Annotated in this window: 8 protein-coding genes; all 8 read left to right on the forward strand. The window is 65.0% G+C overall.

Translation table 11 applies throughout. The features are described from left to right. Positions 1-61 precede the first annotated feature (61 nt). A complete protein-coding gene (locus R2733_12375; protein MEZ5377293.1) occupies positions 62-745 on the forward strand; it encodes a hypothetical protein in 684 nt (227 codons plus the stop codon). After that, positions 694-4,377 carry a hypothetical protein gene (locus R2733_12380; protein MEZ5377294.1) on the forward strand — a complete coding sequence of 1,228 codons (3,684 nt, stop codon included), beginning with the start codon at positions 694-696 and terminating at the stop codon, positions 4,375-4,377. Before R2733_12375 ends, R2733_12380 begins: the two co-directional genes overlap by 52 nt. Continuing rightward, complete coding sequence (pglZ, locus tag R2733_12385) at positions 4,374-7,010, forward strand: BREX-2 system phosphatase PglZ (protein ID MEZ5377295.1); 2,637 nt, start codon at positions 4,374-4,376, stop codon at positions 7,008-7,010. Before R2733_12380 ends, pglZ begins: the two co-directional genes overlap by 4 nt. Next, positions 7,007-8,332, forward strand: a complete 1,326-nt coding sequence (brxD, locus tag R2733_12390; GenBank protein MEZ5377296.1) for a BREX system ATP-binding protein BrxD — start codon at positions 7,007-7,009, stop codon at positions 8,330-8,332. Before pglZ ends, brxD (R2733_12390) begins: the two co-directional genes overlap by 4 nt. A gap of 13 nt (positions 8,333-8,345) precedes the next feature. After that, complete coding sequence (locus R2733_12395) at positions 8,346-10,451, forward strand: DEAD/DEAH box helicase (GenBank protein ID MEZ5377297.1); 2,106 nt, start codon at positions 8,346-8,348, stop codon at positions 10,449-10,451. An 891-nt stretch (positions 10,452-11,342) separates the two neighbouring features. Next, positions 11,343-13,637, forward strand: a complete 2,295-nt coding sequence (locus tag R2733_12400) for a dynamin family protein (protein MEZ5377298.1) — start codon at positions 11,343-11,345, stop codon at positions 13,635-13,637. Between the two features lie 113 nt (positions 13,638-13,750). Then, on the forward strand, positions 13,751-14,368 hold the full coding sequence (locus R2733_12405) for a hypothetical protein (protein MEZ5377299.1): 618 nt from the start codon (positions 13,751-13,753) through the stop codon (positions 14,366-14,368). 12 nt (positions 14,369-14,380) lie between these two features. Next, positions 14,381-15,700, forward strand: a complete 1,320-nt coding sequence (brxD, locus tag R2733_12410; protein MEZ5377300.1) for a BREX system ATP-binding protein BrxD — start codon at positions 14,381-14,383, stop codon at positions 15,698-15,700. Positions 15,701-15,715 lie beyond the last annotated feature (15 nt).

Raw genomic sequence — 15,715 nt, forward strand, 5'->3', positions numbered from 1 at the left:
AGGGTGGTTGGCGACTCGGTTGGAGGATGCTCGCTATTGGGCTGGTGGTGAGCCTCGGTCGGTGAACCAGCTTGCTGATACTGCTCGGACTGATGTGGAGTTCATGCGGGTGGCCGAGCTGTATCGCGGTTCGCCGGACGTCGACGTTGCCAAGTTGGTTGGTGAGTTGACGAAGGCTGAGGCGGTTCCGTTCTTGGCGGCGCTGCGCTACAAGGCGCCGGGTTTGCGGAAGCGAGCGTCGTGGGAGAAGACATGGGAGCTGCAGCGTCGTGAGGACGCCGGCGAGGACGTTGGGAAGATTCCGGTGCCGCCGAAGTACGGGTCGGGCGATTTCGTGTCGACGTCGGTCTGGAAGCTCCGCGGAAAGCTCGATGTGCCGAAGGAGCGGTTCGTGTCGTATCCGGGCCTGGAGCGTGACGCCGATGGTTCGCGGGTGCTGGGTTGGGCCGGGTGGAATCATCTCGAGCAGGCGCAGGCGCTCGTCGCCTTGTTCCAGCAGCGGTCGCAGGAGGAGGGCTGGGAGACCGATCGTCTCGTGCCGATCCTTGCTGGCCTGCTGGAGTTGCAGCCGTGGCTGGAGCAGTGGCACAACGATCTCGACCCGTCGCTCGGTATGGGGTTGGGTGACTACTACGAGTCGTACCTTGCGGGTGAGCTGGCCCGCCTGGGAGTGACCGAAGACGATTTGCGAGCATGGCGGCCGCCAACCACAACCCGTGGCCGCGCGAAGAAGGCGACTACATGACCCTGATCCGAGAACTCATCGACATCCCTACCCAGGTGCAGGACGGCGATTTCGTCCTGAAGCTCACCCAGGGGATCACCGGTGACACCAAACCGACGGTCGACCAGTACGTGGTCACCGAGCAGCTGGCCAAGGCGTTCGACGACGCTCTCGGCCTCGTGTCTTCCGCCGTCTCCGACAGTGCGTCGAAGGCGGCGTATCTCCAAGGGTCGTTCGGTTCCGGCAAGTCGCACTTCATGGCGATGCTGCACCTGCTGCTGAGTGGCGACACCCATGCTCGCTCCAAGCCTGAACTCCACGGCGCCATCAACAAGCACGCGGCCAGCCTTGACGGCAAGCGATTCCTCTTGGTGCCCACCCATTTCCTCGACGCCAAGTCGATGGAGCAGCGGATCCTCGGCGGCTACGTCGAACGAGTTGCCGAGACTGATCCCGATGGCGGTATCCCGGCCGTCTACCTCGGTGACGAGATCATGCGAGCCGAGCTGCCCAAGCAGCGCGAGCTACTTGGGGAGGAGAAGTTCCTCGCTGCCATCAACGAAAACGCCGGTGGTGGCGACGACTGGGGTGAGTTCGGCACCACCTGGACCACTGCCAAGGTCGATGAAGCACTGGCAGCTCCCGCCACCGACGAGGATCGTCTCGAACTGGTGAAGGCGTACATCGCCACGTTCCGAGGCGCCACGCGCCTCGAAGCCAGCTCCACCGGTGAAGGCTTCATCGATCTGGATCGTGGGCTCGGTGCCATCAGCCGTCACGCGAAGACCCTCGGCTACGACGGCATCGTGTTGTTCCTCGACGAGCTGATTCTGTGGCTCGCCGCCAACATCGGTGACCTCAAGTTTGTGCAGGAACAGTCGCAGAAGCTCACCAAGCTCGTCGAAGCTCGCGACGCCGACCGCCCGGTCCCGATCATCAGCTTCGTTGCCCGTCAGCGCGATCTGCGCGACCTCGTCGGCAACCACATTGCCGGCTCTGAACTCCAGAGCCTCGCCGACAACCTCGAGCTGCAACAGGGCCGCTTCAGTGAGATCCGCTTGGCGTCGGGGAACTTGCCGGTGGTTGCGAAGAAGCGGCTCCTGACTCCGGTCGACGACGGAGCGGGCCGCCAGCTGGCCGATGCCGTCGACACCGTCCTCGCCGGACGGGACGAGGTGAAGCGGCAGCTCCTCGGCAACGACGCCGACATCGAGATGTTCCGCACCGTCTACCCGTTCTCGCCTGCCTTGGTGCAGGCGCTGGTCGATGTCTCCGAGGCACTCCAGCGCGAGCGCACGGCGCTGAAGGTGATGCTCCAACTCCTCGTCGATCAGCGCGACGACCTCGAGCTTGGGCAGCTGATCCCGGTCGGCGACCTCTGGGATGTTGTCGCGACGCGTGACGAGCCTTTCTCCAACGAGCTCAAGGGCCTGTTCGAGACGGCGAAGAAGCTGTGGCGAACCAAGCTCCATCCGCGCCTGCGAGACGTGCACGGCGTCAACGACTCGACCGGCGACCTCGAGCCGGCGATGGTTGCGTTCCGAGCCGACGCGCGGATCCTCAAGACGCTGCTGCTCGCTGCCCTCGTCCCCGAGGTCGAGGCGTTCCGAGGAATGACGACGTCCAAGCTCGTCGCCCTGAACTGGGGGAGTATTACCAGCCCGATCAAGGGCCAGGAGGCGTCACTGCTGGCCACCCGCCTGAAGCGCCTCCAGCTGGGCGAGCTCACCATCGGCGACGATCCGACCAATCCTACGGTCACCCTGAAGCTGGCTGACGTCGACACCGACGAGATCCTTGCCCGTGCGGTCACCGACTTCGACAATCGGGGCGCGCGTCGCCAGCGGGTGCGCAAGCTCATCTCGGATGCCCTCGACGGCCGCATTGGCGACGACCTTCGGGGTTCGCTCGACCACGAGTGGCGGGGCAGCGTCCGTCCAGTCGACGTCGTGTTCGGCAACATCCGTGACGATGGGGAGATTTCCGACTCGGCGCTCGTCGCCTCGCCTGACCGGCCCAAGATCATTATCGACTTCCCCTTCGATGACACCGGTCGCTCGCCCGAGGACGATCTCGAGCGGCTCGACTCATGGAGCCAGGCTCACCAGCCGTCCACGACGATCTGTTGGCTTCCGTCGTTCCTCAACACCGACGGCCTCCACGCGCTCGGCCGCTTCGTTGCGCTCGAGGAGCTCCTGAAGCCAGATCGGTTCGACAAGTACACCGAGCGACTGTCGGTCAACGAGAAGGCGCAGGCGCGTCCGCTTTTGGAAGGTATGCGCAAGCAGCTCGCCGAACAGCTGTCGGAGGCCGTCCTCGTCGCCTACGGGGTGGTCAGCAAGAGTCACCATCTCGTCGACTCGGTGCATTCGCTCACCGATCACTACCGCAGCCTCGATCCGTCGGTTCCGATCCGGCCGACCACCCATCCCACCTTCCCCGGAGCGCTCGGGCAGCTTTGCGATCAGGTGTTCGGCGCCCTCTATCCCGGCCATCCGGAGTTCGAGGCTCGGATCACGGTCGGCAACCGTCGCACCGTCTGGGACGAGATCCAGCGAGCGCTCACGGAGGATCCGCCACGGGTGAACGTGGAGAGCTCGAACCGCAAGCCGTTGCGCAACATCGTCGGGCCGCTGCAGCTCGGAACCATGAGCGATGCGGCGTTTACGCTCGGGGACTATTGGCGCACTCAGCTCGACCGCAACCTCGCCGCCGCTGGCGACGTGGTGACTGTTGAGGAAGTGCGTCGTTGGATCGAGGAGGTTGGTGGTGCTCGACGTGGCCTCGAGGCTCCGGTCGCCGACCTGGTGGTGCTGACTGTCGCAGTGCAGACGCAGCATCGGTTGATGCATCGTGGAGCACCGCTTGAGATCGACTTGGCTCGGCCGCTGCCGAGTGACGCCACGCTCGTGCCCGAGCAGCTTCCCGACGAAGCCGACTGGCTCGCCGCCGTCGATCGCGCCTCGAAGCTCTTCGGACTGACGTTCTCGAAGCGGGTGACTGGTCCGGAGCTGGCATCGATGGGGACTCGGGTGCGGGAGCGAGCACAGGCATTGCGAGGCGACGCCAGCCGACTCGCCGCCGCGCTCGGGGGGGCCTACTCCACTTGGGCCCTGGCCCCCGGCGCCAGGTTGGACACGGCCGCGGCATCGCGTGAGCTTGCGGAGTCGCTGGCAGCAGCCGACGACGCCGACCTGGTCAAGATCCTCGCCGGCTACCAAGCCCCGACGAGTGACGAGGCGACGGCGAAGAGCCTGACAACAGCTGCGGCGGTCGCCGCCGCCGTCGAGCGATCCAATTTCGAGCTGTGGGCCACAGCTCGGCAGGTGGTCGACAACGACGTGGTGGAAGCGCTGACGAGCGACCAGGTGGTGGTCGCGTTCGAGGCCGCTGCGCAGCGGGTCGAGCGAGCGTTCACGGATCACGTGAAGAGGAACGCACCGCCAGTTGTCGTTGCTGGCACTGATGGCGGATCCTCAGGCCACCGTACGACACTTGTCGACGCTCGACCTCAGGGTGAAGGCGACGGGCCGTACGCAACGGAACGAAGTGTCGCGACGATGGCCGACCTCGACGCAGTCGTCGCTGATCTCCGAGCCCTGATCGAGGGCGGCAAGACCGTCACGCTCCGCTGGGAGACGGACCCGTCGTGACGGCACCAGTCGTTTCGCGGCCACAGCTCGAGTCGCTGCTTGCTGGTCTGCTCGAGCGGCAGTCGGCCGACGCGCCGTTCGTGATCGTTCGCGGCGACGCGTCCGTTGAGCCGGAGGCCGTCGTCGTCGGGGGGCAGCCGGTGGCAGTGTTTGCCTCCGACTCGCCGCTCGCCATCCGTGCGCATGTCTCCAAGCATCGCAACGGACCCCTGGCGATCATCACTTCGTGCGACAGCACGGCCCTTGGCGCCGATCTGCTGGCGCGGGCGGTGAGCCGGCGCATCCGAACGGTCGATCGCTGGGAGATCATCGCCCGAATGTTCGGCGCCAAACAGGTGACGCGCGACCTCGCCGACCACGACGCGGTCGCCGACGCGTTGATCGAACTCGAACCACTCGGCGGCTACCGGCCCGTCACGGCCAAGGTGCTCGACCTCCAGACCGCGCTTGCGACGCTCGTGCGGATCGGTTTCGAGGCTGACATCGACACCCTCGTCGACCTCATCATCTGGGCCGAGAGACCGGCCGCAGCACGTGCGCTGCGTGAGGTCCGCCCGCAAGTGGCCGATCTTGTCGAGCGTCACCTGACCGACCTCCACGGACCAGCGGTTCGACCGATCTTCGCCGCGATCCGCCAGGGCAAGGGCGACCAGATGACAGCGCTCGGGCTTGTCGCCGATGTCGTTGCGAACGATCCGATTTCACCGGCAGCACTCCGGCTCGACCTTGAGTTCGGCGACATCTCCCTCACCGGCCCCGAATTCGCAGCCCTCGGCCGAGCTGCCGTCGATCGCGTTCGCAATGCTGCTCCCAGCGACCCGATTGCGAGGTGGTTGCACGCTGGCGACGCGGCCGTCGAGCGGGTGAAGGCGACCGCCGATGCCGTACGTTCCGATGTGCTCCCCAGTGGTTTCGAGGCTCGGGTCGGCGCAGCTGCGGCGGCGCTTGTCACGTGGCTCGAGACGCCTGCCGACCGGGACGGGGAGCGGACAGCCGAAGCGGCTCTCGATCGACTCGACGCTCATCTGCTCGCCGAGGAGGAGCGAAGCCGGGTGACCCGCATGCGAATGGCAGCTCGCCTCGTTCGCTGGCTCACGACCGGGTGGGAGCCAGCGGGAACACTCAAGGGAACGGTCATCGACTACCTCGCCGATGGCAGCTGGCGCGACCGGGCTCGGGAGACCGTCAGCCGAGGCGATCGTCATCCCGAGGCTCGCACCGTGCTCGCAGAGATCGACGCACAGGTGCTCGATCGAGTGCGGTCGCACGGCGCAACCACGGCACGCCAGCTGGCCAATGCCGCCTATCGCCACGACGACCTGCTCGGGGTCGAGGATCTGCTGGCGACGGTCGCCGTGCGGGCAGCTGAAGCAGGTCCGGTGCTCGTCCTCGTCCTGGACGGCATGGGTTGGCCGAGCTTCCTCGAGGTCGCTGAACAACTCGAACGCCAGGGCTGGCATCCCGTCACCCACGCTGACCTTCCAGCCCAGCCGACTGCGCTCGCCACGTTGCCGACGGTCACCGAGTTCTCTCGGGCCAGCCTGTTGTGCGGCTCGTTGCGCAGCGGCCAGCAGGACTCGGAGACGCGGTACTTCCCGAGTCTCGAGGCGTTCCGCCCCTTCGACAAGAAGCCTCCGCTGCTGTTCCACAAGGCCGATCTCCGTCAGGGCGGACTCGACACCCTTTCCGGGCACGTTGTCGAGGCCATTGAGGATCGGGGTCGCCACATCGTCGGCGTCGTGTTGAACAACATCGACGAACGGCTCAAAGACGTGGAGGCACCCCCGGCTGGGTGGGATCTCGACGCGCTCACTCCACTGCGAGAGCTGCTACGCGCCGCTCGTCATGCCGGGCGCGCACTCGTCGTGACTGCGGATCACGGCCACATCCTGCATCGTGACGACACCCAACGACCGGGCGCCGATGGCGGTGAGCGCTGGCGGCCCACCGAGAGCGGCCCGGCCGAGGAGGGCGAGATCGAAGTGAAGGGGCCTCGCGTCATCGTCGAGTCGAAGTCGTGCGTGATGCCGTGGGACGAGCGAATCCACTACGGCCCCAAGCGCAACGGCTACCACGGCGGTCTGACTCCGGTGGAGCTGATCGTGCCCGCCGTCGTGATGATGACCGAGGAGGCCGCAGGGTGGGAGCCGTTGTCGATCCCGGCGCCGAGCTGGTGGTACCCGACACTGGAGATCCCGGCCGTTGAGTCGACTGCGTCTGCTCCGGTTCCCGCCAAGCGTGCGGCGAAGCCTTCGGATGCGCCGACGTTGTTCGATCCCGTGCCAGCTCTTGTTCCTGAGGCGGCGGACGCACCGGGCGACTCGGTGCCGGCGGAGGGGGACTGGGTCGATCGGCTGCTCGTACGGAACGACATCGCCTCGCAGCTCCAGGGGTTGCGCCTCGATTCGGCCCAGGTGTCGGCGGTGCTGCGACTGCTCGCTGGTGCAGCGGGTACGCCCGTGCAAGAGGAACGGCTCGCCGACTCCCTCGGGATGCCCCGGCCACGATTCAGTCGTTGGCTGGGTCAGCTGCAGCGTGTTCTCAACGTCGACGGCTACGAGGTGCTCGCTTCCGTCAATGGAGCGGTTCGCCTCGATCGTCAGTTGCTCGAGAACCAGATGGGCACGTTGTGACCGTCTCTCCGCAACGTCGGGCCGACATCCTCGATGCGCTCCGTCGGGGCACGGTGCCGGCGCAGGGGCTCGACGCGCTCGCCGTTGGGCTCGAACGGTTGTCGCCGATGTTCGACGAGGAGCTCGATCGGGTTGCTACGGGCGCCGGTGCGTTCAAGGCGATCCGTGGTGAGTACGGCGCTGGCAAGACCTTCGCCACTCGCTGGCTTGCTGAGCGAGCGAAGGGTCGTGGCATGGTCGCATCCGAGGTCCAGATCTCCGAGTCGGACACGCCGCCGCATCGGTACCAGACGATCTACCGGCGGCTCGTCGAGCAGCTCTCGACGTCGACAGCTCGAGGCGGCGCCTTCCGCACGATCATCGACTCGTGGTTCTTCACCCTCGAGGACGAGGTCCTGCGGGCTGGCACGATCGATGAGCACGACACCGAGGCCGTCACGGCGGCGACCGCCGCGCTCATGGAGCAGAGGCTTGGTGATATCACTCGCACCGCACCTGCGTTCTCGGCGGTGCTTCGGGCCTACCTGACGGCAACGAACAGCGGTGACAACGCAACCGCCGAGGGTCTCCTGGCCTGGCTCGGCGGGCAGCCCCACGTTGCTGCGTCGATCAAGCGGACGGCGGGCATCAAGGGCGATCTCGACCACGACGGCGCCCTTGCCTTCCTCGCTGGGCTCCTGGCCGTCATCCGCGACGCCGGCTTCACCGGGCTCGTCCTGGTGCTCGACGAAGTCGAGACGATGCAACGGATGCGTTCCGACACCCGTGACAAGGGCCTCGAGGCGTTGCGGAAGTTCATCGACGATCTCTACGAGGGCCGCTTCCCCGGTCTCTATCTCGTCATCACTGGCACCCCGCCGTTCTACGACGGTGCCCAGGGGGTCCAGCGCCTTTCACCGCTGGCTCAGCGTCTCCACACCGACTTCAGTGGCGACCCGAGGTTCGACAACCCGCGGGCTGTCCAGGTGCGGCTGTTGAACTTCGATCGCGATGCCCTGATCGAGGTCGGCGGCCGCGTGCGCGATCTGTTTGCTCAGGGCGCGTCTGACCCGGCGCGCATCATGGCGGTCGTGGATGACGCCTATGTGGCCGATTTCGCCGACGCTGTCTCGGGTGAGCTTGGCGCCAAGGTCGGTATCGCCCCTCGACTGTTCATCAAGAAGCTGGTGGACGTGCTCGACCGAGTGGAGCAGATTCCCGACTACGACCCTCGCGCTCATTACAAACTGAGTGTCGTCGAACTCGAACTGAACCCGGTGGAACGGGCCGCCCGGGCCGGCCAGAACGCCGACGACATCGAACTCGATCTCGACCTCGATTGATGTCCTCGGTCCGATGAGCGGGTTCGATCAACTGCACCCTTCGTTGCAGCATCACGTCGTCAACACCCTTGGCTGGCCTGCGTTGCGTCCCTTGCAGGACGCTGCCGTCGAGCCGCTCGTCGCTGGCGAGCACGGGATGCTGCTCGCTCCGACAGCGGGCGGCAAGACCGAGGCGGCCTCGTTCCCGATCTTGAGTCGCATGGCCACCGAGGAGTGGACGCCGCTCAGTGTGCTCTACCTCGCACCGCTGCGGGCGTTGCTGAACAACCTGCTGCCTCGGCTCGAGCTCTACACGTCGTTCGTCGGACGAACGGCGAAGCTCTGGCACGGCGACACGAGCCAGAGCGAGCGGGCACGAATCATCTCCGATCCTCCCGACGTGCTGTTGACGACGCCCGAGTCGCTCGAGGCCATGCTGATCTCACGACGAGTCAACCAGGACTGGTTGTTCCCCAACCTGCGGACCGTGATCATCGACGAGGTCCACGCCTTCGCTGCCGCCGATCGTGGCTGGCACCTGGTCTCGGTGCTGGAGCGTCTGACGAGGGTTGCCGGTCGAGACCTGCAGCGGGTCGGCCTCTCGGCCACGGTCGGTAATCCCGGCGAGCTATTGGAGTGGTTCTGCGGTTCGAGCACTGGGCCCCGTCGGATCCTGAACCCTCCCGCAGAGGCGCTTACCGAGCCTGAGGTCGAGCTCGACTTCGTCGGGACGCTCGAGAATGCGGCCACCGTGATCGACCGTCTCCACCGGGGCGAGAAGCGCCTGGTGTTTGTTGACAGCCGTCGCCGGGTCGAGGAGCTGGGGACGGCGCTGAACGACAAGGGGACGGCCGCGTTCGTCTCGCACGGCTCGCTCGGACGGGAGGAGCGGCACCGCTCCGAGCAGGCGTTCGCCGAGGCCCAGGACTGCGTGATCGTTTCGACCAGCACGCTCGAGCTCGGCATCGATGTGGGCGACCTCGACCGGGTGATTCAGATCGACGCGCCATCGACGGTGGCGTCGTTCCTCCAGCGGATCGGCCGGACCGGCAGACGTGCGGGATCGAGCCGAAATTGCCTGTTCCTGACAACGTCGGATGATGCGTTTCTCGGTGCGCTCGGTCTGGTGCGCTTGTGGGCGAAGGGGTACGTCGAGCCAGCGACGGCGCCGGTGCTGCCGATCCATGTGGCGACGCAGCAGCTGATGGCGTTGACGCTGCAGGAGTCCGACAACGGACTCGTCGGGGCGACGTGGGAGGACTGGCTCGGCTCGCCGAGCGTGCTTGGTGCAGCGAGCGACCGTGCCGCCGAGCTCGTCCCCGAGCTGATCGCCAGTGAGTGGTTGCACGACGACGCCGGCTTGTTGAGTCCAGGGCAGAAGGCCGAGAAGACGATCGGACGGCGCAACTTCCTCGAGCTGACATCGGTGTTCGTGGCCGATCCAGTGGTGTCGATGCGTCAGGGACGGACGGAGATCGGGCAGCTGCCGGACTACTCGATCCTGGCGGCGTTCGAGAGCACGCCTCCTCGGGTGTTGCTCGCCGGTCGGCGGTGGCGGCTGGTCGAGATCGATTGGAAGCGCAGGGTGGCGCAGATCGAGCCCGAGGGGGATCAGGCGAGGCTCCGGTTCCCGCCGAGCGTGCTGCCGTGGTCGTTCGAGCTGTGCCAGGCGATCGCCGAAGTGCTCGGAGGTGGAGATCTCGCACCGGCCACGCTCACCAGGCGGGCCGAGTCACGGTTGGCGGAGGCGCGGATGGAGTTCCCCGGAGCACAGCCGGGCCGCACGCTTCTCCTGCGGACGGACTCCGGGCTGCGTTGGTACACGTTCGCCGGTTTGCGGGCGAACCTGGAGTTGGCGGCCCGGCTTGCGCCGTTGCGGACGCAGATCGGTCAGAAGAACAACCTTTACATCACGCTGGACGACGGCGTCGGGCGCAAGGAGATCAAGGCGGCGGTCGCCAGTCCGACACCGATCGGGGAGCTCACCAAGCTCGTGCGCAATGTCGGCACACCACTCAAGCTCCGTCGGCTTCTGCCTGACTCGATCATCGACGAGATCTCAGTCGCCCGCCTCCGCGACATCCCGGCGGTCGACTGGGCAGTGGGCGCCCCGATCGACAGCCACGACGAACGGCGCTGAGGGCGGGTTCGAGAGCTTTCGCACCAGCGTCTGCGCGGAGCTTCAGCACTTCGGCGACAGGCACTTCGACCGATTGACCGGTCGCTACCGCCAGGTGATCATTGGTTCCGACGTCATCTGCTGTCTGCACGAGATTCGCACGCTGTGCGCGACCCCGAGTCCCAGGCTCACAGGTGACGGGAAGGGGAAGCGTGGACCACGACCTGCCAAAGACCGCTCTTGCCGAAGGAGCCCCAGATGGCGCCCTCGGGCGTGAGCTGCGCTGCGGCGGCCGAGCGATGGTCGGCGTCGACGAGCCTTCGACTCGGAAGCCAGTGCGGTGAACGATCGAGGTTCGCAGAGTTCCAAGGGCAATCGACAGAGCTGGGCCGGAAAGCGATTCGTTCAGCCGAAACCGTCGAAGAAGTGCCCGGTTTGTGGACGAGAGTTCGCAAGCTCGTCGGTGATGCGCCGAGGTCTCGATCCCAGTGGCCGCTCGTGCTCGCACTCGGATAGCGGCGGCCGCAAGCCAGGGTCGGAGCCGGTCAAGCGCCTGGTCCCGGACCAACGGGTGAGGCAGCGGCAGAATCAGCCGGTCACAGGCCCACCTGCCACCCAAGCCCAGCTGCCGACTCGCTGCCACGACTGCGGCGCTCCGATCGCTACGACGACCGGCGTGTTCACCGGCAAGCGAGCGGAACGAATCGGGCGTTGCTACGACTGCGCAAAGGATGCACGCCGTCGACGCTGATTGCGCCGTGCCTTCGAAGCTGTGCACCTCGAGCAGTTCGCTCAACATGGCTATGACGGAATGGGCGCTCAGCGTGGTTCTGGCAGCACATCAGAAACAGCGACTACCGTCGCCTGCCGTGGCGGTGTGCGGAAATGCTGGACCCGCTGCCGAGCCCTTCCATGACCGACCTCAATCCTCAGCCACCGGACGATCTCACACCTGAGAAGGCTCAGCAGTTCCTTACCGACTACGCGCAGGACCTGAAGCGCTACGCAAATGATCTTCGCACCAACGGACTGGATGTTCCGGTGTCGATCGAATCCACGGTTGATGCTCTGATCCAGAGGATCCCGCAGCGGCCCGAGGTGATGGTTGCGCTGCTCGGCGGCACGGGTGCGGGAAAGAGCACATTGGTCAATGCGCTCCTCGAATGCAGGCTGCTTCCCGTGAGTTCGATGAAGGCCTGCACGTCCGCCATCACCGAGGTGGCCTTCTCTCCAACCGGCTTCTTCGAGGCTGACATCGAGTTCATCGACCGCTCCGATTGGCACAACGAATTGGCGTTGCTCGAACAAGATCTGTTTGACGCTAGAGAACGTCAGTCCGATTCGATCGGGATTTCGAAGGCAGCCGAGGACAAGATCAGAGCGGTCTATGGCGAGCTGGCCGCCAACCGATACCTGGTGAGCCTCGATCGCGAGGACCTGATCGAGCCCGAGGAGATTCGAGATGCCTTCGATCGCGGCGTTCACGTCATCGAAGCCGAGGAGGACAGCTACTTCCGAGACATGCTGGCCAAGTACCTCAGCTCTGACTACTCGTTCTGGCCCATCGTCAAGCGGGTACGCGTACAGGGGCCATTCGAGAAGCTCGAGGATGGTGCGGTTCTCGTCGATCTGCCCGGGTTGAACGACCCGAATCAGGCGAGGGAAGAAGCGACGAAGGACTATCTCCGATCGGCTCGGTTCGTGTGGGTCGTTTTCAATATGAAGCGAGCGCTCACCCGAGACGTCTTCGATTTCCTGCGCGACGGCGACCTTCTTCGTCGCCTCTACATGGACGGGCGAACCGGATCGCTCCATCTCGTCGGCACCGCAGCCGACGACATCGACGCTGACGCCGATATCGAGCAGTTCGACCTCGCTCCCGACAGCGAGGACCGTGACATCGTGCACGCTCGGTCAAGCGCGGTTCGTCAAGTGGTTCGTGAACAGCTCGACGAGCTCGCAGAGCTGATTGGTCGCGACGCCGGGGCCGAGAGCTCCGAAGTCGGCGAGTTGCGGACCCAACTCTCAGCCGCTCCGATCCACTGCGTGTCGGCTCGGGAGTATCAGAAGTGCGTTGGCATCATGCAGAAACGCAAGCACATGCTGAGGGTGCCGGCCGACACCGGCATTCCGCAGCTTCAGGAGGCATCAAGGACGCTCGTCTCCGATCACGGTCAGGAAGCGCATCTCAATCAGATCTACCAAGAGCTGCAGAGTGTTGCCGATGAGTTGAGTCGCGTTGTGCAGACCCGAATCACTCGGATCCAAGCTCAAGCCCTCGCAACCAAACAGCAGCTGAGTGAGGTGACGGCCGCTGCTGGTCAGGCCACCTCGTTTCTCGAAGAGAGGACGAACCGGTCGACCGATCGGTTTGATGAGTCGATTGCGACGGCGGCGAACGTCCTGACCGAACGGCTGCAGCGCGCCGGCAGCGACGCTGCTCTCGACATCCGGGATCTCGAGCAGATCTGGCGAGGAATGAACTGGGCGACAGTGCGTGCGACCGCTCGGCGGGGAGGCACCTGGTCTTCTCGTGATCGGACGATCGATTTCAATCGCCAGATCTCCAAGCCACTGCTGGATCGGATCTCGTTCGCATGGGTGGAGTTCTTCGGGCATCGAGCGACCACCGCAGTCGAGACCCTGACACACGAGCTTGGTGATGCCTCAACCGATTTCGTTGACGTCTTTGCTCGAGCCTGTCGTCAGTTCCCGGAGCTCGATCAGGTCTTCGCCGAGTCCGGAAAGGCAACGATGGTTGCCTCGCAGAATCTCGTCTCCGATCGGCTCACAGCGCTCGAACGTCAGGTTGCGTCTCGGTTGGAATCGGACCGACGCCAGATCGATGAACGGGTCAAGGAGTTCGTGGAGACACGCATGTCGCGGGCCTTCGCGGCTGCGGCCGCCGACCGAGGCCAAGGGACGCTGAACCGGATGGTGAACATCATCATCGAGGCGGCAATCATCGCTGCCGATCAACTCTTGGACGACGTCACTGAGCTTGTCGCCGGCATGCTCGACTCGCTGACAAGCGATCTCAGCCTCCAGGTGGCAGAGGTCGGTAGAGGAATTCGTGCTGAGGCAGAAACTCTTACCTCGACGGTCACGACTGTTGCCGAAGCCAGCAATCTGATCGAGCACTCGGTCGATGACTTGGACGACCTGACCGCACTTCTCGCCGGACTGCCCACGGTCGAGATGGCGTAATCGTGGCCACGCATCCCGACTTTGCAGAGGTTCTTGCGGAACCGGTCGGATCGAGGGGAGTCGTGGTCTTCTTCGAGGATGGCACGAGACTCGATCACGGCGGCTACAGATCCGTGCAATCAGCGATCCACGGACCGATCGGTCTGCAGGCGGCGTTCGACGGATCCCCGTCACGAATGCTGGCGGCCGAGGTCGAGCGGAGAGGGCTCCCGGTGATGGCAGCCATTGGGACGACCAACGGCGGCGCAGTCATCACCGATGGTGCTTCGACCTGGTTTGCCTCGTTGTGGATCGAGCCCCTCATCGATCTCTCAGACCTATTCGACCTACGAGAACGGTCCAAGCTGGTCCGCGGGACTGGAGCCGTAGCGCAGCATGTCGCGAGGCAGCCTGCGCCAGGGGCGCCCGACTGGGTTGACACCGTGCTCTCGCTCGACGCGATGACGAGCCGAGTGGCGAAGCAGCGAATCTCCACTGAGGAGGTTCGGCGAATGCTCCGAGTGCTCGACCGGAACGGGATGGGTGGACTCTCGTTCGATTCGTTCGCGTCACTTGCCGGGCTCCCTCGCCACCGAGTTCAGCGATATCTTGCGCAGCTCGTTCAGGTCGTCAACATCGACGGTTACGTGGCCCTGTCCATCGTCGGTGAAACGGTGAAGTTCAACCGTGAACTACTTGAGTACCAGCTCGGCGCCAACCAACGACGAGAGGCCGGCGCCTCCAGTGCGTGAGAGCGACCAACGATGACCGTCTCACCGCAGCGGCGCGTCGAGATTCTGGATGCTCTTCGGCGAGGGACAGTCCCGGCTCAGGGACTCGATGCACTTGCCGTGGGCCTCGACCCATTCGAAGCGATCTTCGATGAAGAGATGGATCGAGTGCTCGCAGGCGCTGGAGTCTTCAAGGCCATCCGTGGCGAGTACGGAGCAGGCAAGACCTTCGTCACTCGATGGTTGGCCGAACGGGCGAAGAGCCGAGGCATGGCGACCGCAGAGGTGCAGATCTCCGAGACTGACACGCCTCCTCACCGCTACCAGACCATCTATCGCCGACTCGTCGAGCAGCTCTCGACTTCGACCGTGCGATCCGGCGCGCTGCGGACCGTGGTTGATGCGTGGTTCTTCGCACTGGAGGACGACGTCCTCGCTGCCGGCACGATTGAACCGAACGACACGAGCGCGCTGACCGAGGCGACCGCCGAGCTGATGGAGCAGCGACTCGGAGGGATCACTCGCACTGCGCCGGCGCTCTCCGCAGTGCTGCGCGCCTACTTGGTCGCTTGCAACGAGGGAGACCGAGCTACAGCGGATGGTCTTCTTGCCTGGCTCGGCGGCCAACCGCACGTGGCAGCGTCAATCAAGCGAGCAGCGGGAATCAAGGGCGACCTCGATCACGACGCAGCCCTCTCGTTCCTTGCCGGGCTGTTGGCACTGCTACGAGACGCCGGCTACGGCGGACTCGTGCTCGTGCTCGATGAGGTCGAGACCATGCAACGAATGCGGTCCGACACTCGGGACAAGGGTCTCGAGGCGTTGCGAAAGCTCATTGACGATCTCTATGAGGGCCGCTTCCCCGGGCTGTATCTGGTGATCACAGGGACACCGCCGTTCTACGACGGGCCTCAGGGTGTGCAGCGGCTGACCCCACTGGCTCAGCGTCTCCACACCGACTTTTCCAGTGACCCGAGGTTCGACAACCCCCGAGCGGTGCAGGTTCGATTGAATGGCTTCAATCTGGACGCGCTCGTCGATGTCGGCCGACGCGTGCGAGATCTGTTTGCATCCAACGTGCAGGATCCTCAACGCATCGTCAATGTCTGTGACGACGAGTATCTTGCTGTCCTCGCTCGTGCGGTGACGGGCGAGCTCGGATCGAAGGTCGGCGTGGCTCCACGGCTCTACGTGAAGAAGCTGGTCGGTGATGTACTCGATCGAATCGAACTGAATCCCGACTTCGACCCTCGGCTTCACTACCGACTCACCGTGGTCGACCATGAATTGACCCAGGCCGAGCGCAGTGCCCGCTCCGCCTCATCGCCCAACGACATCGAACTGGAGCTATAAGACCTGTGGAAGCAC

This window comes from Acidimicrobiales bacterium (assembly GCA_041394265.1).
GTDB lineage: Bacteria > Actinomycetota > Acidimicrobiia > Acidimicrobiales > SZUA-35 > JBBQUN01.